The sequence below is a fragment of the Streptomyces sp. B1I3 genome (assembly GCF_030816615.1).
Lineage (GTDB): Bacteria > Actinomycetota > Actinomycetes > Streptomycetales > Streptomycetaceae > Streptomyces.
In genome coordinates this window covers 802648-820111 of sequence record NZ_JAUSYD010000001.1, presented here as the reverse complement: position 1 = coordinate 820111, position 17464 = coordinate 802648, and the positions used below count along the sequence as shown (strand labels likewise).

The window sequence follows — 17464 nt, the reverse complement described above, 5'->3', positions numbered from 1 at the left end:
CGGCGTCGCCCGTCCGGGGCAGCGGCGTGCCCCCGCGCCTCCGACGGGAGGAGCCGCGGGGGCACGCGCCTCGGACTCAGGCTCCGGACGCGTCCAGCATGGCCGCCCGCTCGACGACCTTGACCCGCTCGCGGCCCTGCTCCGCACCGAGGGCCTGCTCGTGGGCGTCCAGGCGGTGCCAGCCCTCGCGGGTGGTGTACCGGACACCTCGCTGCTGGAGGAAGTCGACGACCGCGTCCGGACCGGGTTCGGCGGGGGCGGGCAGCCGGCCGGCCGCGTGGTCCTCCAGCAGGCAGGCCACCGTCTCGTTGGCATCGCCCTTGGTGTGTCCGATCAGGCCGATCGGACCGCGCTTGATCCACCCGGTGACGTAGACCGAGGCCATCGGCTCCTCGCCGGACAGGACGCGTCCCGCGGCGTGCGGGACGGTGCCGGAGACGACGTCGAAGGGAAGCTTGGGGAGCTCCTCCGAGTAATAGCCGACCGCGCGGTAGACGCTCTGCACGTCCCAGTCCGTGAACCGGCCCGTGCCCCTGACGTTGCCCGTGCCGTCCAGCTCGGTCCGCTCCGTGCGCAGGCCGGCGACGCGGCCGTCCTCGCCGATGACCTCCACCGGGGACTCGAAGAAGTGCAGGAACAGCTTGTGCGGGCGGTCGCCCACATCCCGGATCGCCCAGTTCTCCAGCGTGGAGGCGACCATGTTGGCCTGCTTGTTCTCCCGACGGGTCGCGATCGACCCGTCGTCGTAGTCGATGTCCTCGGGGTTGACGATGACCTCGATGTTCGGCGAGTGGTCCAGCTCGCGCAGCTCCATCGGGCTGAACTTGGCCTGCGCCGGGCCGCGCCGTCCGAAGACGTGCACCTCGAGCGCCTTGTTCGCCTTGAGCCCTTCGTAGACGTTCGCCGGGATCTCGGTCGGGAGCAGTTCGTCCGCCGTCTTGGCCAGCATGCGGGCCACGTCCAGGGCCACGTTGCCCACGCCGAGCACGGCGACCTTCTCGGCCTCCAGCGGCCAGGTGCGCGGCACCTCGGGGTGCCCGTCGTACCAGGCGACGAAGTCGGCCGCACCGTAGGAGCCGTCCAGGTCGATCCCGGGTATGTCGAGCGCGCGGTCGGCGTCGGCACCGGTGGAGAAGATCACGGCGTCGTAGAACGACCGCAGATCGTCCAGGCCGATGTCGCGGGGGTAGTCGACGTTGCCGAACAGCCGCAGTTGCGGCTTGTCCAGGACCTGGTGCAGCGCCTTGACTATGCCCTTGATCCGCGGGTGGTCCGGAGCCACCCCGTAGCGGATCAGACCGAAGGGGGCGGGCATGCGCTCGAACAGGTCGATCGAGACACCCGGGTCCTGAGCGGCCTCGGACTTGAGCAGCGCATCCGCCGCGTAGATTCCGGCGGGACCGGCTCCGACGATGGCGACGCGGACAGGGCGTGTCATGGAGTGTTGTTCCTTTGGGCGGACGAGCACGGGCAGAGTGCTGCGGAGTAAGGCATGGCTTACTCCGCAGCCCCCACGGTATGCCCTACGTCAGGGCGAACCTGGAACGGGGCAAGGTCACATTTCGGAAAATGATGCACATCAGCCCCTGAACAGGGCCGGTTCCCGGGGTCGAGTGACGCCGAAAGCGGACAGGGAATTCTCGCTATACGAGACGGTGTCTCATTCTGCGAGACGATCCGGTGCGAGCAGCGCATCTCGGGCGCCCTGCGCACGTGTGGTCGATGACGAGGCCATGATGGGGTAGGTGAGGCGGAAGGACGTCCGGACAGCAGGACCCCGAACGCCGACCAGGCAGGACCCGGAACGCGAGACAGGGCGGGACCCGGAACGCGGGACACGATCACCGAACCGCGTCACCGATCCTCACCGCCGAGCCTCGTCACTCCGGCAGGTAACCCGAGAACTCCGACGAAAGGACAGGTGTCATGCCGATCGAGGGCGAGTACGAGCCGAGCCCGACACCATGGGTCCGCGAGCAGGTCGAGCTCATCGAGAGCTCCGGCGGCACCCAGGGGACGACACTGCGGGGTCTGCCCGTCATCCTCCTGACCACGCGCGGTGCCAGGAGCGGCAAGCTCCGCAAGACCCCCCTCATGCGGGTCGAGCACGAGGGCGAGTACGCCGTGGTCGCCTCCCTCGGCGGCGCCCCCAAGCACCCCGTCTGGTACCACAACGTGCTGGCCGACCCCCACGTGGAACTGCGGGACGGCACCGTACGCCAGGACATGGTCGCCCGTGAGGTCACCGGGGAGGAGAAGGCCGTGTGGTGGGGCCGTGCCGTCGAGGCGTTCCCCGACTACGCCGACTACCAGGCCAAGACCGACCGGGAGATCCCGGTGTTCGTCCTCACCCCCGCACCGGGCCGGTAGTCCGAACAGTCGAACACGGTGCGCGGTCACCCCGCCCCACGGCTCCAATGGACGGGTGACCGCGCCCCCCGACGACTGCCTCGCATGCAACGAATGGGTCTGCGGCGCCTACCTCACCAGCCGGCGCGAGATCCTCTGGGACGCCACGCTCCAGCACCTCCAGCTGACCGCCGTCTCCGTCCTGCTCGGGCTCCTGGTCGCCCTGCCCCTCGCCCTCGCCGCCCGCCACCGCCGCTGGGCCACCGGGCCCGTCCTGGGTCTGACCACCGTCCTGTACACCATCCCCTCACTGGCCATGTTCTCGCTGCTGCTGCCGGTGTACGGGCTGTCGGCCGGACTCGTGATCGCCGGACTCGTCCTCTATTCGCTGACCCTCCTGGTCCGCAACATCCTCGCGGGACTGCGTGCCGTACCCGAGGAGACCCGTCAGGCCGCGCGTGGCATGGGATACGGCCCCCTGCGCATGCTCCTGGCCGTGGAGCTCCCACTCGCCCTGCCCGCCGCGATGGCGGGGCTGCGCATCGCCACCGTATCGGCGGTCTCCCTGGTGACCATCGGAGCCATCGTCGGTTTCGGCGGGCTGGGCAACCTCATCCACTCCGGCATGAACACCTACTTCAAGGCCCAGGTGCTCACGGCCTCCGTGCTCTGCGTCATCATCGCGGTCGCCGCGGACCTGCTGCTTCTCGCGGTACAACGCCTGGCGACGCCCTGGACCAGGAGGGCCACGTGAACACAGTCGCGGAGGCCTGGTCCTGGCTGACCACATCCGCCCACTGGCCGGGGCCCGACGGCATCGGGATCAGGCTCGGCGAGCACCTGTTCCTCACCGTCGCCTGCCTCCTGATCAGCTGCGTCGTGGCCCTGCCGGTCGCCCTCGTGCTCGGCCACCTCGGCAAGGGCGGCGCCCTCGCCGTCAACATCTCCGACATCGGCCGGGCCGTTCCCACCTTCGCCGTCCTGGTCCTCCTGCTGCTCAGCCCCGTCGGCGGGTTCGGGCAGGGTCCGACCGTCATCGCGCTGGTCCTCTTCTCCGTCCCTCCGCTCCTCACCAACGCCTACGTGGGGATGCGCGAGGTCGACCCCGACGTCGTCCGGGCGGCCCGGGGGATGGGCATGACCGGGGCGCAGATGCTGTGGCAGGTCGAACTGCCCCTGGCACTCCCGCTCGTCCTCACCGGGGCACGCGTCGCCGCCGTCCAGCTCGTGGCCACCGCCACCCTGGCCGCGCTGGTCGGCGGCGGCGGACTCGGCCGGATCATCACGGCCGGTTTCTAGGCGGACGACGAGCACCTGCAGAACGCCGACCACCTGGTCCCGGTCGTCAACCGGGCCCGGGCCGGCAGCGCCGGGGTGCGCGACGCACTGGGGCGGCTGAACACCGTACTGACCACGGCCGACCTGGCCCGGATGAACGAGCAGGTCGACAGCTGGCGCCGGCTTCCCGAGGACGTCGCCCGCGCCTACCTGGAATCCAGGAAGCTCATCTCGCGGGGCTGAGCCCTTACCACGACAGGGCGGCGACCCGGCCGGCGATCCGTCCGCGGTCCCAGGAGCCGTCGGCGACCAGCACCTGGTACCGGCGCGTCAGCGTCGCGCCCGGGTCCAGGACCAGTTCCTCGTGGAAGGCGAACGACGGAGCGACGGCGGCGAACGGCGAGTTGCGGACGAACCAGTGCGAGGGATGCGCGCCGCCCTCGCCCGTGTGGTCGTTGCCCGGGGCGTGGACGAAGACGAGCGTGGCGTGTCCGTCGGCCCCGTCGTGCTCGCCGGTGTACGCCAGCCACTGCGCCTGCCGGCCCATCAGCTCCGGCCCCTGCCCCCGTGGTGCGAGGATCCGCCCGTCCCGGAAGGCGCGCGGCCCCCGCCAGAACAGGCCGGTGTATCCGGCGTCGTCGCGGCCGGCCGTCGTGGGGCTGCCGAAGCGCAGCGGTTCGCCACGCCGGTTGGTGATCGAGGACTCCCAGGTCAGCGCCCAGCTGCCGGCCGTCTCGTCGACGTCGTGCACCTCGATGCGGCGGGTCTCGTCGGCCCAGAGCCCGCCGCCGTGCGGATGCCAGGTGAGCCGCTCGGTGAAGCGGGCCCCGCCCTCGTGCACCGACACCTCGTCGAAGCCGATGTGGGCCATGGAGCCCACGCGCTCCGGCAGGGCGAGATATCCCTCCCCGCGCACATAGGTGTTGCCGCCCCACAGGTTCTGGCCCGACAGGTGCGAGGCGGTCATCTGCAGCCCCTTGTGCCAGCGGTGGTCGTGGGGTCGGTATCCGGTCACCACGCGCCCGGACAGCGTGCGCAGGGGATGGATGTACGGCTTCGGGGCCTCCCACGCGTCCTCGGCCCGGTAGACGTAGCGCATCAGCTCGATACCGCTGCCCGCCACGGTTACGGAGAGGTGGTCGCCGTGCCGGTGGACGAGTTCCACGGCCCGCGTCACGCCGTGACCTCCACGGCCCGGCCCAGGGGACCGGGGGCCCAGCCGGGGGAGTCGCCGTGCAGGGAGCCGTAGAACGGATCGCCGGGGCCGATCTCCCCGGCCCGCACGGTGGTCCCACGGAACGCGGCCTTGTAGAGCGCCGCGACCAGTTCGAGGCTCTTGCGGCCGTCGGTGCCGCTGCTGCGTGGCCGGCGTCCGGCCCGGAGGTCCTCCAGGAGGCCACGCAGCTGCGCCTCGTGGGAGCTGGGCTCGTCCGGCCCGAAGTCGAGCCAGCCGGCTGCCTCTTCGGCGGGGACGCCGGGGGCCGGGGTGATCCGCCAGTCCGCGTTGCGGTGCCCGTACAGATGGGTGAGCTCGACCGTGGCGCGCTCGCAGTCGATCCGGATGCGGCTCACCTGGTCCGGGCTGAGCACACTGTTCACGACCGTCGCCATCGTTCCGTTCCGGAAGCGGACGAGAGCGGTGGAGACGTCCTCCGTCTCGACGTCGTGCACGAGCCGCCCCGCCATCGCGCGGATCTCCGCCCACGGGCCGAGCAGGTCGAGCAGCAGGTCCATCTGGTGGATGCCGTGCCCCATCGCGGGGCCACCGCCCTCGCTGCTCCAACGCCCGCGCCACGGGACGGCGTAGTACTCCTCGTCCCGGTACCACGTGGTCTGGCAGTGAGCCACCAGCGGACGGCCCAGGGCCTGGGCGGCCAGCAGTTCCCCGACGTGCCGGGGACCGGAACCGAAGCGGTGCTGGAACACGATCGCCGCATACGGTCCACCGGCACCGGTGCCCTCCGCCGCCTCGATCGCGTCGAAGTCCTCCAGTGACGGGCAGGGCGGCTTCTCGCACCACACCCAGGCCCCGGCGCGCAGCGCGGCCACGGTCTGGTCGCGGTGGTACCGGGGCGGGGTGGCGAGGGTGACCAGGTCGGGACGTTCCTCGGCGAGCATCCGGTCGAGGTCGGTGTACGGGCGGGCGGTGCCGGCTTCCGCGCAGAACGCCTCGGCCGACGCCCTGTCGACGTCGACCGCGGCGACGATCTCCAGCGGCTGCTCGGCGCCGAGTGCGGTCAGCGCGGGCAGGTGACTGCCGCGCGCGATCGCACCCGTGCCGACCACGGCGACCCGCACGGGCCGGTACGAAGGATGGCTGGGCGTGGCAAACACTCCCTCAGGGGTGGACGGCTCACCGGGCAGTAAGCGCTTTCTCCCGGGAAACCTAGGCTCCGCACCTCGGGCCGGTCAAGGGGGGTGTGCCGTGCGTCCCGGCCGTCAGGCCTTGAGCAGCCGCGGCAGCCTGGCCAGTTGCACCGCCTGCTGGAAGGGGCCGCCGCCCTCGTGGTCGTTGAATTCGTAGACCTCGATCTCCTTCTCCGGGTGCGCGTACGCGTTGTACGCGGCGAAGACCGTGGAGGGCGGGCAGGTCTGGTCCTCCAGCGCCACCGAGAACATCGCGGGCGCCCGTCCGCGGGCTGCGAAGTGCACCCCGTCGAAGTAGGCCAGGGTCGCCTGCGCCCGCTCCGCGCGGTTCCGGTGCGTCTTGAGGTAGTTGCCGATCTCCCGGTACGGGAGCCGGTCGGTCAGCCTCGTCGCCCGGGGGAAGTCGCAGAGGAACGGCACGTCCGGGGCGATGGCCGCCAGATCGGGTATCAGCCCCCCGACGGCGACGGTGAGGCCACCGCCCTGGCTCACGCCGATCGCGGCGGTGCGCGCCGCGTCCGTCAGCGGGTGCGAGCGGGCCGCCTCCACCGCGCGTACCGCGTCGGTGATCAGCCGGCGGTAGTAGTACGCGTACGGATCCTCTATGCCCCGGGTCATGAACCCGTTGAACGCCGGCCCGCTGCCCACGGGATCGGCGGTGTCGCCCGGCGCCCAGCCGCTTCCCTGGCCCCGGGTGTCCATCACGAAGTGGGCCATCCCTGCCGAGGCCCAGAGCAGGTAGGAGTGCGGCAGGCCGCGACCGCCGCCGTAGCCGAGGAACTCCACCACCAGCGGCAGCGGCCGGTCGGTGCCCGCCGGAATGACGAGCCAGCCCTTGACCGGGTGACCGCCGAAGCCGGCGAACGTCACGTCGTACACGTCGACCGTGGAGAGGCCGGTGCCGGCGAGCAGTTCGAACCGGGCGTCCAGGTCGTGCGTCCTCGCTTCGTCGAGGGTGGCCGACCAGAAGGCGTCGAAATCCTCCGGCTCCACCGACCGGCTGCGGTAGGAGTGCAGTTCGTCCAGTGGCAGATCGAACAGGGACATGAGAACCGCCTTCTGTCATCAGGTCAGGTGAATGGTCATACCGTACGGCGGTCGGCCCACTAGTCAAGAAGTCGTCTCAAGCCCCTTGACCCCCGCGTACGGCACCCACGCTCCTCGTCGATGCGCATGCGGTCATGCGCATCGAAGCGCTGAGGGAGCAGGGGTCGAAGAGACCGGCACGCGTGTCGGGCCCGGTCGTTCACCCGCGCCGGCCGGCCGTACGGGCCCTCCGCCTCCGCCCCAGGCCGTGGTCGCACGGCTCGCCGGGGTCTCGCAGGCAACCGTCCCGCTGGTGCTCACCGGCGAGAAGCGGCGGAGCGCGGCTACGACCTGGTGCCCTTCACCGGGTCGAGTGCGGGTGGCGCGGGGCGGCCCGTCCCGCCGCCCTGAACCAGGTCCGCCTCGCCGACGGCTCCGACTTCGCCGGCCGCCACGCACCGGCCGACGAGCTGGATCGACTGCCCGCGCGACACGCCGCTCGCCCCGTTCGGCAGCCGGCCCCCGACCTCGCCGCCTGCTGGGCCGGTCGCACGGTCGTCCTCGGACGAGGAGACCGACTGGGTCGGCGGACAGCTCACCTCGCAGGCCGTCCCTCCGGAGGGGCACCCTGGGTTGAGCAGTTCGGCGCCACCGCCTCATACCGATACCGACGGCTCCGTGAAGGCATCCGGGCCTACCACCGCCAGTGGTACCCCTGCGCGCAGAGGCCCCCGGTCCGGGAGCCGGACGCGCCGGCACGCTCCGCCACGACCCCCGCGTCGCCCTCGCCGTCCTCGAAGCCATGACCGCCCCGCACCGGGCGGCAGGCCGGCCCACGCTCCTGACCGAGCATCGTGCCGGGCCGGGGGACCGCGTGCGGAGCGCGCCGAGGTGGCTTCGGACGTCGGGGAGGCCGCGTGGGAGGCCGGCGCACTCGGCGTGCCCGGGCACACCGTGTGCGGTCTCCCGCGGGCCTGATCGGCTGAGGGCGGGTCAGTTGAGGGTTTCGGGGTCCGGGCCCGTGCGCATGCCCCGGTCCAGGCCGGCGATCGCGTCCATGTCGGCGTCCGAGAGATCGAAGTCGAAGACGTCGATGTTCTGCCGGATACGGGCGGGCGTGACCGACTTGGGGATCACGACGTTGCCCAGCTGGAGGTGCCAGCGCAGCACGACCTGGGCCGGCGACTTCCCGTGGCGCCCGGCGATCGAGACCAGTACGTCGTCGTCGAGCAGCGCACCCTGGGCGAGAGGGCTCCAGGCCTCGGTGACGATGCCGTGCTCGGCGTGCAGGGCGCGCAGCTCGGTCTGCTGGAGGCCGGGGTGCAGCTCGATCTGGTTGACCGCCGGGACGAGGGAGCTCTCGTCGATCAGGCGGCGCAGGTGGGCCGGCTGGAAGTTGGAGACTCCGGCCGCCCGGATCCGGCCCTCGGCCGCCAGCTTCTCCAGTGCGCGCCACGTCTCGGGGTAGAGGTCGTGGGCCGGGGTGGGCCAGTGGATGAGGTAGAGGTCCACGTGGTCGAGACCGAGCTCGGCCAGGCTCGCGTCGAAGGCGCCGAGCGTGGCGTCGTATCCCTGATCGCTGTTCCACACCTTCGTGGTGACGAACAGGTCACCACGCGGAAGGCCGGAGGCGGCCAGCGCGCGGCCCACGCCGGCCTCGTTGCCGTACACGGCGGCGGTGTCGATGGACCGGTAGCCGGCGTCGAGCGCGTCGGTCACCGCCGTGGTCGTCTCGTCGTCGGGGATCTGGAAGACGCCGAAGCCGAGCTGGGGGATCGTGACGCCGTTGTTGAGGGTGACGGTGGGAACCGTGGACATGATGTGCCTTTCCTGACTGTGAAGAGTTGCGCGGACACCCCTGCGGACATCTCCGGCCGGCCACCGCCCGCACGGGTGGCCGGTCCCGCCGTCCTCGCGGCGCATCTCGGGGCCACCGGGATGCTCGGCCTGTGGGCAGTGACGGGGACGCGGCGCCGCACTCTCTGCGTACGGTGTTTACCTGCGCCGACAATAATTGCATGCGCGGGCTAATGGCAAACGCGGGCATCTTGGGACCCGGTGCGCCGCGAGACGTCGCGGCCACGCCTCCTAGGCGTCCGCGATCGAGTCGAACCGCACCTCGTCCCGCCCGATCCCCTGCGAGTCCGCGTCCACCGACCGCCGCAGTGCCTCATGCAGCTTCGCGGGGGTCAGGACGCCGAGGAACCGCGTACCGTCCAGGACGGCCACCCACCCGGCGTCGTGCTGCAACATCTCACTGAACGCCTGTTTCAACGGGGAGCCGACGGGGACCCAGGCGTCCATGCGCCGGGCGAGTTCGCCGACGACGCCGTGCTCCCCGGCGATCCGCAACGCGTCCGCCGCCACCCAGCCGTGCAGCTCGCCCTCCCCGTTCAGCACGACCGCCCACCGCGCGCCCAGGGCGCCGAGCCGGGCGGCGGCCGTGTGCGCCGGCTCGTCGATGCGCGCGATCGGCGGCTCCTCCAGGTCGTCGGGTTCGACCGCCGTGACCGAGAGCCGCTTGAGGCCCCGGTCGGCACCCACGAAATGCGCCACGTACGGCGTCGCCGGTGTGCCGAGAACCGCGCCCGGGGTGTCGTACTGCTCGATGCGCCCCTCGCCGTAGACCGCGATCCTGTCGCCCATGCGCACCGCCTCCTCGAGGTCGTGCGTCACCAGCAGGACGGTCTTCCTGACCGTCGCCTGCAGCTTGAGGAACTCGTCCTGCAGGCGCTCGCGCATCACCGGGTCCACCGCCCCGAACGGCTCGTCCATCAGGAGCACCGGCGGGTCGGCCGCCAGGGCGCGGGCCACCCCCACGCGCTGGCGCTGGCCGCCGGAGAGCTGGGCGGGGTAGCGGGAGCCGTACGTCCTCGGGTCGAGCCCCACCAGGTCCAGCAGCTCGGCCGCCCTCTCCCGCGCCCTGGCGCGCTTCCAGCCGAGGAGGGCGGGGACGGTCGCGGCGTTGTCCAGCACGGTCCGGTGGGGGAAGAGGCCGACCTGCTGGATCACGTAGCCGATCCTGCGGCGGAGCTCGACCGGGTCGACGGCGGAGATGTCCTCACCGTCCAGCAGGATCCGGCCCGACGTCGGCTCGATCAGCCGGTTGACCATCATCATCGTGGTCGTCTTCCCGCAGCCGGACGGCCCGACGAGCGTGACCAGCTCGCCCTCGCCCACCTCGAAGGACAGCCCGTCCACCGCGGTCGTACCGTCCGGGTAGACCTTGCCGACCTCTTCGAACCGGATCATGAGTGCACGCTAGGAGCCGCCGGGGCAGGGTGCACACGGACCGGGACCGACCGGGTAACGGCCCGTGTGCTGAACTGTCCGGGAAACACCGGAAGCAGGAGCACCCTTGAACACCTTTCGCCACCCCGGCCTCGTCCTCACCGACCGTCGGTTCACGGTCCCCCTCGACCACGCCGATCCGGACGGGGAGAAGATCGAGATCTTCGGCCGGGAAGCTGTCGCGAGCGCGAAGGTGGACGAGGACCTGCCGTGGCTCCTCTATCTGGAGGGCGGGCCCGGCTTCGGCGCCCGGCGCTTCATCGGCACGGAGGCCTGGCTGGGGCGCGCGGTGCGGGAGTTCCGTGTGCTGCTCCTCGACCAGCGCGGCACCGGTCTCTCCACCCCGGCCAACCGGCAGACCCTGCCGCTGCGCGGCGGGCCGCGCGAGCAGGCGGATTACCTGGCCCACTTCCGGTCCGACGCCATCGTCCGTGACTGCGAGCTGATCCGCCCGCAGCTCACCGGCGGCGCGCCCTGGACCGTCCTCGGGCAGTCCTTCGGCGGTTTCTGTGCGGTCCGGTACCTGTCGGCGGCTCCCGAAGGGCTCGAAACGGTCCTGATCACCGGTGGGCTGCCGTCCCTGGACGCACACGCGGACGAGGTCTACCGGGCCGCGTACCCGCGCATCGGGCGGAAGGTCGCCGCGCACTACGCCCGTTACCCGCAGGACGTCGCCCGCGCCCGCGCGATCGCCACGTACCTCGCCGAGCACCGTCCCGAAAGCGCCGGGCACCGTCTGACACCCGAGGGTTTCCAGTCGCTCGGGATCCTGCTGGGCACCGGCAACGGCAGCCACCAGCTGCACCACATGCTCGAGAGCGCGTTCGTCACCGGTCCGCACGGCGCCGAACTGTCCGACACCTTCCAGGAGGCCATGCGCACGGCCACGTCCTTCGCGGGCCACCCGCTGTACGCCCTGATGCACGAGGCGATCTACGGGCAGGGCGCGCGGCCCACGGCCTGGGCCGCCGAGCGCGTGCGCGCCGAGTTCCCACGGTTCGACGACGTCGCGGCGGGCCACGGTCCTGTGATGTTCACCGGCGAGAGCATCCACCCGTGGCACTTCGACGTCGACCCCGCGCTGCGCCCGCTGCGCGAGACCGCCGAACTCCTCGCCGCCCGCACCGACTGGCCCGTCCTGTACGACACGGAGCGGCTCGCGGCCAACGAGGTACCGGTGGCGGCGGCCGTCTACCACGACGACATGTACGTCGACACCGCCCATGCGCTACGCACCGCCGCCTCGATCCGCGGCCTGCGCACGTGGGTGACGAGCGAGTTCGAGCACGACGGACTGCGAGCGGGCGGGCCCCGCGTACTGGACCGGCTGCTCGCCCTCGTCCGGGGCGAGTGCGACCGCTAGACCGCCTGCGCGCAGTCCCGCCCGGCCCGCGACGCCCGCGCCCGGCCCGCGGCCCGGCGCGATCCTGACGGCAGGCCCCGGAGGCGGCGGTGGGTCAGCGCTGGAGGGCGTCCAGGGTGGCGTCCAGGCCGGCGCCGGTGCGAGGCGCGTTGTACGGGAGCCTGGACAGGGCGGACGCCATGCCGCAGGTGTTGGTCACCGCGGAGTAGACCAGACCTGCACCGATGCCCGCGGTCAGCCAGCGGGCCGCCGGGAAGCGCCTGCCCACCAGCAGACCGGCGACCACCAGCGAACCGGCGGCGAGCCGCACCTGGCGTTCCATCGGCCAGGCGGCCGGGCCGCCCTCCGGCCGGTCCAGACCGTGCCCGTCGCTCTCCCACGCGGAGGTGCCGCCGGAGAGGGTGGCGGCGTCGATGTCGGCATCGGCGAGGATCTCGCAGGCCCGGGTGGAGCGGACGCCGGAGGCGCACACCACCAACAGCGAGCCGCGGGCCGAGGCGGCCTTCAGCGCCGGCACGGCCTCGGCGAGCCGGTCGAGCGGGACGTTCAGGGCGCCGGGCACGTGTCCCGAGGCGTACTCGCCGGGGGCCCGCACATCGATGACGGTGAACTCCGCCAGGCGGGCTGCGGCCTGGGCGGGGGAGAGAGAAGCGGGGCTGGGCACGAGCGGGTTTCCTTTCGTTCGCCGGAACTTCGCCGGAACGCGGCGGGAGCGGGACCGTGTCGTGCCTGCTCCAGCCGGCAAGAATACCCCAGGGGGTATCAGGCCCGGTGTGGGGCGAAGGGCCTGATCCGCCCCTGTTCCTGCACCGACGTCACTCTCTCTGCCCCGATCCGCCTACGGGATGCACGTATTCGGCGCTGTCCCCTGGATAGCCTGGCCGTTATGACAGAGCAGCTCGAACCCATGCCCGCCGACTGGCGAAGGGCGCTGGCGGTCGTCGCCCACCCGGACGACCTCGAATACGGATGCGCCGCGGCCGTCGCCGCCTGGACGGACGAGGGACGCGAGGTCACCTACCTCCTGGCGAGCCGCGGCGAAGCCGGCATCGACACGGTCGCCCCCGAGGACTGCGCCCCGCTGCGGGAGCGTGAACAACGCGAGAGCGCCGCGGTCGTCGGCGTCCGGACGGTGGAGTTCCTGGACCACCGCGACGGTGTGATCGAGTACGGCCCGGGGCTCCGCCGCGACATCGCGGCCGCCATCCGCCGCCACCGGCCCGAGCTCCTCGTCACCCTCAACCACCGCGACACCTGGGGCGGGGTGGCCTGGAACACCCCCGACCACCGTGCCGTCGGCCGGGCGGCCCTGGACGCCGCGGGCGACGCGGGCAACCGCTGGATCTTCCCGGAGCTGACCGAGCAGGGACTGGAACCGTGGGACGGGGTGCGGTGGGTCGCGGTGGCCGGCACCGACCGGCCCACCCACGCGGTCGACGCGACCCCGGGGCTCGAACGGTCAGTCCGGTCGCTGCTGGCGCACCGCACCTACATCGAGGTCCTGACGGACGAGGACCCCGAGACGTACTGCCGCACCTTCCTGACCGGCGCCACCGGCGCCCTCGCCGAGCGGTTCGGGGGCCGTCCGGCCGTCGCCTTCGAGGTCTTCGCCCGCTGAGGAGAACGCCGGGCACGACCTCGGGCACCAGCCCGCATGCCTACCGCCGTGCGTTCCGCGGATCCGCCGCCGTTCCGGATTGACAAACAGGTTTGCCGATTCTGCAATGGGCGTATGAAGGAACAACATCAGGACGAACCCGAACTCGACGCCGTGCTCAGCGGAGTCGGCCCCCGGCTGCGGCGGCTGCGCAAGGACCGGGGCGTGACCCTCTCGGCGCTCTCCGAGGCGACCGGAATCTCCGTCTCCACCCTGTCCCGGCTGGAGTCGGGCGGCAGACGGCCCAGCCTGGAGCTGCTGCTCCCCATCGCCCGGGCCCACGAGGTGCCGCTCGACGACCTCGTCGGGGCGCCGCCCGTCGGCGATCCCCGGGTCAGGGCGAAGCCGATCGTGCACGGCAGGAAGACCTCCCTGCCGCTCACCGGCCGGCCGGGCGGGCTCCAGGCGTACAAGGTCGTGCAGGAGGCCCCCTGCGACGAGGTGCCTGAGCAGCGCACCCACGAGGGGTACGAGTGGCTGTACGTGCTCTCCGGGAAGCTGCGGCTCCTGCTCGCCGAGCACGACCTGGTCCTGGCCCCCGGCGAGGCGGCGGAGTTCGACACCCGGCTGCCGCACTGGTTCGGGCCCGTGGGCGACGACCCGGTGGAGTTCCTCAGCCTTTTCGGGCCCCAGGGGGAGCGGATGCACGTGAGGGCGAAGCCGAAGCGGGCGTGAAGGGCTTCGGTCCGCCGCGCCCGAGGTGTTCCCAGACGGGCAAGCGACCGCTTAGTATGCGGCGGAGCAGTGGTAATGCCGACAGTGTTGTGGAGGCCCTTCATGCAGGCATGGCGAGTGCACCGGAACGGTGAGCCGAGCGAGGTGATGGAGCTCGAGGAGACGGACCGGCCGACGCCCGGCGACGGGCAGGTGCTGCTGAAGGTGCGCGCGGCGAACATCAACTTCCCCGACGCCCTGCTCTGCCGTGGCCAGTACCAGGTGAGGCCCCCGCTGCCCTTCACTCCCGGTGTGGAGATCTGCGGTGAGACGGAGGACGGGCGGCGCCGGGTGCTCGCCACCCCCGCCCTGCCCGACGGCGGCCTCGCCGAGTACGTCGTCGCCGACGAGGCCTCCCTGCTCCCCGCCCCCGACGCCCTGGACGACGCCGAGGCGGCAGCCCTGCACATCGGCTACCAGACCGGCTGGTTCGGGCTTCACCGGCGCGCGCACCTGCGGGCGGGCGAGACACTGCTGGTCCACGCCGCGGCGGGCGGGGTCGGCAGCGCGGCCGTCCAGCTCGGCAAGGCGGCGGGAGCCACCGTCATCGGGGTGGCCGGCGGACCGGAGAAGGCTGCGGTCGCCCGCGAGCTGGGTTGTGACCTGGTCATCGACCGGCGGAGCGAGGACATCGTCGCTGCGGTCAAGGAGGCCACGGGAGGACGGGGCGCCGACGTCGTCTACGACCCCGTCGGCGGTGACGCGTACGCCAAGTCCGTGAAGTGCATCGCCTTCGAGGGCCGCGTCGTCGTCGTGGGCTTCGCGAGCGGCAGCATCCCGGCCCCGGCCCTCAACCACGCCCTGGTGAAGAACTACGCGATCCTCGGACTCCACTGGGGCCTGTACAACACCAAGGACCCGGCCGCCGTCCGCGCCTGCCACGACGAACTCACCGCGCTCGCCGAGCAGGGAATCGTCAGGCCACTGGTGAGCGAGCGCGTCCCCATGGCCGATGCCGCGCGCGCCGTCCAGCGGGTCGCCGACGGCACCAGCACCGGCCGTATCGTCGTCCTGCCGACGGGAGGCACCCGATGAGCACCGCCATCGACGCGGCCGGGATCCGCCGCCGCACCCAGGAGCTGCTGGCCGCCCACCCGCCGGCCGCAACCGACCGCACCGACTTCCTCAAGGCGCGCTTCGACGCGGGACTGGCCTGGGTGCACTACCCCGCAGGGCTCGGCGGACTCGGCGCATCACGTTCGCTGCAGGCCGTCGTCGACGCCGAGCTGACGGCAGCCCAGGCCCCCGACAACGACCCGCGCCGCATCGGCATCGGTCTCGGGATGGCCGCGCCCACCATCCTCGACTACGGCACCGACGAGCAGAAGCAGCGCTTCCTGCGCCCGCTGTGGGTCGGCGAGGAGGTCTGGTGCCAGCTCTTCAGCGAGCCAGGCGCCGGCTCCGACCTGGCCGCACTCGGCACGCGTGCCGTGCGGGACGGCGACGAGTGGGTGGTCGACGGGCAGAAGGTATGGACCTCCAGTGCCCATGTCGCCCGCTGGGCGATCCTGATCGCCCGCACCGACCCGGACGTCCCCAAGCACCGCGGCATCAGCTACTTCATCTGCGACATGACCGACCCCGGTGTCGAGGTGCGACCGCTGCGCCAGATCACCGGTGAGGCCGAGTTCAACGAGGTCTTCCTCACCGGCGTACGCATCCCCGACAGCCGGCGGCTCGGTCCTGTCGGCGACGGCTGGAAGGTCGCCCGGACCACCCTGATGAACGAGCGCGTCTCCATCGGAGGCGCCCGCATCCCCCGCGAGGGAGGCATGATCGGGACCGTCGCCAGGACCTGGCGGGAGCGCCCCGAACTACGCACCCACGATCTCCACCAGCGGCTGGTGACCCTGTGGGTCGAGGCAGAGGTCGCCCGGCTCACGGGTGAGCGGCTGCGCCAGCAACTGGTCGCCGGGCAGCCGGGCCCCGAAGGCTCCGGCATGAAGCTGGCCTTCGCGCGCCTCAACCAGGAGATCAGCGGCCTCGAGGTCGAACTCCTCGGCGACGAAGGGCTGCTGTACGACGACTGGACCATGCGCCGTCCCGAGCTCGTCGATTTCACCGGACGCGACGCCGGGTACCGCTATCTGCGCTCCAAGGGCAACTCCATCGAGGGCGGCACGAGCGAGGTCCTGCTCAACATCGTCGCCGAGCGCGTCCTGGGCCTGCCCGTCGAACCGCGCAACGACAAGGACGTCGCCTGGAAGGATCTTGCCCGATGACCGCACGAAGCGAATCCGCACGGACCGAATCCGCACGGACCGAGCCCGGCCGTACACCCGACCTGCTGTACTCGGAGGCCGAGGAGGACCTGCGGTCGGCCGTGCGCTCGCTGCTCGCCCACCGGGCCGACGCGCCGACGGTGATCGCCGGCCTCGAGTCCGGCACGCCGTACGACCCACGGCTCTGGGAATCGCTCGCCACCGGGATCGGAGCGGCAGGTCTGCTGGTACCCGAGAAGCTCGGTGGTCAGGGAGCCACCCACCGCGAGGCCGCGGTGGTCCTGGAGGAGCTCGGCCGGAGCGCCGCGCCCGCCCCGTACCTGACGAGTTCGGTCGTCGCCACCGAGGTCCTGCTCGCGCTCGGCGCGCACGACGGCCCGGTCGGTGAGCTCCTCGGGGACCTGGCGGCGGGCCGTAAGGTCGCCGTCCTCGCCCTGCCGTTCGCCATGTCCGCCGCCGACGCGGCCGCCGCGATGACGGGCACGCTCGAGCGGACCGTCACGGGTGTCGCCGAGGCGGCGGCGGCCGATGTGCTGCTGGTGCCGACCGAGGAGGGCCTGTTCGCGGTCGAGACCACGGGGGAGGGCGTCGCCGTACAGCCCTTGGTCCCGCTCGACCTGACCCGCCCTCTCGCCGGCGTCACCCTGACCGGCGCCGCCGGAACCCTGCTGGCGGAGCCGGGTCCGGCCGCCGAGGCCGTGTCGAAGGGGCTGCTGGCCGGTGCGGGACTGCTCGCCTCCGAGCAGCTCGGCCTCGCCGAATGGTGTCTGACCGAGACCGTCAGGCACACCCGGGAACGCCATCAGTTCAACCGCCCGATCGGCTCCTTCCAGGCGCTCAAGCACCGGATGGCACAGCTCTGGCTGGAGGTCGTCTCCGCGCGCGCCGCCGCCCGCAACGCCGCCGACGCGCTGGCGTCCGGGAGCCCCGACACACCGCTCGCGGTGGCCGTGGCGCAGGCCTACTGCTCGAAGGTCGCGGTGCACGCGGCGGAGGAGTGCGTCCAGCTGCACGGTGGGATCGGCATGACCTGGGAGCACCCCGCACACCTCTACCTCAAGCGGGCCAAGGCCGACTCGATCGCGTACGGCACGGCGGGACGCCACCGCGAGGCCGTCGCAGAGCTGGTGGAGCTTCCGGCCCCGTAGCGCACACACCGGAGCGGGGGCACACGAGGACGTGGGCCCCCGCTCCGCC

At 72.2% G+C, this 17464-nt stretch carries 15 protein-coding genes and 3 pseudogenes; 11 read left to right on the top strand and 7 right to left on the bottom strand.

From position 1 onward, the window contains the following. Positions 1-76: 76 nt before the first annotated feature. A complete protein-coding gene (locus tag QFZ58_RS04160; RefSeq protein WP_307123524.1) occupies positions 77-1438 on the bottom strand; it encodes an FAD-dependent oxidoreductase in 1362 nt (453 codons plus the stop codon). Positions 1439-1926: 488 nt separating this feature from the next. On the opposite strand from QFZ58_RS04160, the gene QFZ58_RS04155 reads away from it, so the two are divergent. The 4 genes and pseudogenes from QFZ58_RS04155 to QFZ58_RS04140 form a co-directional block, all read left to right on the top strand. Then, the gene (locus QFZ58_RS04155) at positions 1927-2370 is read left to right on the top strand and encodes a nitroreductase family deazaflavin-dependent oxidoreductase (protein WP_307123523.1); all 444 of its coding nucleotides are present in this window, start codon (positions 1927-1929) and stop codon (positions 2368-2370) included. 55 nt (positions 2371-2425) lie between these two features. After that, positions 2426-3103, top strand: coding sequence for an ABC transporter permease (locus tag QFZ58_RS04150; RefSeq protein WP_307123522.1), 678 nt, complete (start codon positions 2426-2428; stop codon positions 3101-3103). Then, positions 3100-3645, top strand: a pseudogene (locus QFZ58_RS04145) (ABC transporter permease); the annotation flags it as partial. The gene QFZ58_RS04150 and the pseudogene QFZ58_RS04145, both read left to right, overlap by 4 nt. A 3-nt stretch (positions 3646-3648) precedes the next feature. Next, a pseudogene (locus tag QFZ58_RS04140) lies at positions 3649-3870 on the top strand (glycine betaine ABC transporter substrate-binding protein); the annotation flags it as partial. A 4-nt stretch (positions 3871-3874) separates the two neighbouring features. Here the strand turns inward: QFZ58_RS04140 and QFZ58_RS04135 are convergent. From QFZ58_RS04135 to QFZ58_RS04125, 3 genes are all read right to left on the bottom strand, one after another. After that, positions 3875-4804 carry a PmoA family protein gene (locus QFZ58_RS04135; protein WP_307123521.1) on the bottom strand — a complete coding sequence of 310 codons (930 nt, stop codon included), beginning with the start codon at positions 4802-4804 and terminating at the stop codon, positions 3875-3877. Then, the gene (locus QFZ58_RS04130; protein ID WP_307123520.1) at positions 4801-5961 is read right to left on the bottom strand and encodes a Gfo/Idh/MocA family protein; all 1161 of its coding nucleotides are present in this window, start codon (positions 5959-5961) and stop codon (positions 4801-4803) included. Before QFZ58_RS04130 ends, QFZ58_RS04135 begins: the two co-directional genes overlap by 4 nt. Positions 5962-6066: 105 nt before the next feature. Then, positions 6067-7041 (bottom strand): acetylxylan esterase, encoded by a 975-nt coding sequence (locus tag QFZ58_RS04125; protein WP_307123519.1) that lies wholly within the window; start codon positions 7039-7041, stop codon positions 6067-6069. Between the two features lie 449 nt (positions 7042-7490). Between QFZ58_RS04125 and QFZ58_RS04115 the strand changes: the two are divergent. Then, positions 7491-7876: pseudogene (locus tag QFZ58_RS04115) on the top strand (FAD-dependent oxidoreductase); the annotation flags it as partial. 137 nt (positions 7877-8013) lie between these two features. Here the strand turns inward: QFZ58_RS04115 and QFZ58_RS04110 are convergent. Beyond that, a complete protein-coding gene (locus tag QFZ58_RS04110) occupies positions 8014-8838 on the bottom strand; it encodes an aldo/keto reductase (protein ID WP_307123518.1) in 825 nt (274 codons plus the stop codon). Positions 8839-9108: 270 nt separating this feature from the next. Then, the gene (locus QFZ58_RS04105; protein ID WP_307123517.1) at positions 9109-10272 is read right to left on the bottom strand and encodes an ABC transporter ATP-binding protein; all 1164 of its coding nucleotides are present in this window, start codon (positions 10270-10272) and stop codon (positions 9109-9111) included. Positions 10273-10378: 106 nt separating this feature from the next. Between QFZ58_RS04105 and QFZ58_RS04100 the strand changes: the two genes are divergently transcribed. Further along, on the top strand, positions 10379-11674 hold the full coding sequence (locus QFZ58_RS04100; protein ID WP_307123516.1) for an alpha/beta fold hydrolase: 1296 nt from the start codon (positions 10379-10381) through the stop codon (positions 11672-11674). 94 nt (positions 11675-11768) lie between these two features. Here the strand turns inward: QFZ58_RS04100 and QFZ58_RS04095 are convergent, their stop codons facing one another. Further along, positions 11769-12338: a rhodanese-like domain-containing protein gene (locus tag QFZ58_RS04095; protein ID WP_307123515.1), complete on the bottom strand. Its 570-nt coding sequence runs from the start codon at positions 12336-12338 to the stop codon at positions 11769-11771. 222 nt (positions 12339-12560) lie between these two features. On the opposite strand from QFZ58_RS04095, the gene QFZ58_RS04090 reads away from it, so the two are divergent. From QFZ58_RS04090 to QFZ58_RS04070, 5 genes are all read left to right on the top strand, one after another. Beyond that, positions 12561-13292: a PIG-L deacetylase family protein gene (locus QFZ58_RS04090; RefSeq protein ID WP_307123514.1), complete on the top strand. Its 732-nt coding sequence runs from the start codon at positions 12561-12563 to the stop codon at positions 13290-13292. A 114-nt stretch (positions 13293-13406) separates the two neighbouring features. Next, positions 13407-14006, top strand: coding sequence for a helix-turn-helix domain-containing protein (locus QFZ58_RS04085; RefSeq protein ID WP_307123513.1), 600 nt, complete (start codon positions 13407-13409; stop codon positions 14004-14006). A gap of 102 nt (positions 14007-14108) precedes the next feature. Then, positions 14109-15080, top strand: coding sequence for an NADPH:quinone oxidoreductase family protein (locus tag QFZ58_RS04080; RefSeq protein ID WP_307123512.1), 972 nt, complete (start codon positions 14109-14111; stop codon positions 15078-15080). Next, entirely contained in the window at positions 15077-16267 is a 1191-nt protein-coding gene (locus QFZ58_RS04075) for an acyl-CoA dehydrogenase family protein (protein ID WP_307123511.1), read from the top strand. The genes QFZ58_RS04080 and QFZ58_RS04075 overlap by 4 nt, the downstream gene beginning before the upstream one ends. Further along, positions 16264-17415 carry an acyl-CoA dehydrogenase family protein gene (locus QFZ58_RS04070; RefSeq protein ID WP_307123510.1) on the top strand — a complete coding sequence of 384 codons (1152 nt, stop codon included), beginning with the start codon at positions 16264-16266 and terminating at the stop codon, positions 17413-17415. Before QFZ58_RS04075 ends, QFZ58_RS04070 begins: the two co-directional genes overlap by 4 nt. The last annotated feature ends 49 nt before the right edge of the window (positions 17416-17464 follow it).

Coding starts and splice junctions, on each gene's coding strand:
- QFZ58_RS04085 (WP_307123513.1), top strand. CDS start 13,407: ATGAAGGAACAACATCAGGACGAACCCGAACTCGACGCCGTGCTCAGC.
- QFZ58_RS04155 (WP_307123523.1), top strand. CDS start 1,927: ATGCCGATCGAGGGCGAGTACGAGCCGAGCCCGACACCATGGGTCCGC.
- QFZ58_RS04070 (WP_307123510.1), top strand. CDS start 16,264: ATGACCGCACGAAGCGAATCCGCACGGACCGAATCCGCACGGACCGAG.
- QFZ58_RS04160 (WP_307123524.1), bottom strand. CDS start 1,438: ATGACACGCCCTGTCCGCGTCGCCATCGTCGGAGCCGGTCCCGCCGGA.
- QFZ58_RS04105 (WP_307123517.1), bottom strand. CDS start 10,272: ATGATCCGGTTCGAAGAGGTCGGCAAGGTCTACCCGGACGGTACGACC.
- QFZ58_RS04080 (WP_307123512.1), top strand. CDS start 14,109: ATGCAGGCATGGCGAGTGCACCGGAACGGTGAGCCGAGCGAGGTGATG.
- QFZ58_RS04090 (WP_307123514.1), top strand. CDS start 12,561: ATGACAGAGCAGCTCGAACCCATGCCCGCCGACTGGCGAAGGGCGCTG.
- QFZ58_RS04075 (WP_307123511.1), top strand. CDS start 15,077: ATGAGCACCGCCATCGACGCGGCCGGGATCCGCCGCCGCACCCAGGAG.
- QFZ58_RS04125 (WP_307123519.1), bottom strand. CDS start 7,041: ATGTCCCTGTTCGATCTGCCACTGGACGAACTGCACTCCTACCGCAGC.
- QFZ58_RS04110 (WP_307123518.1), bottom strand. CDS start 8,838: ATGTCCACGGTTCCCACCGTCACCCTCAACAACGGCGTCACGATCCCC.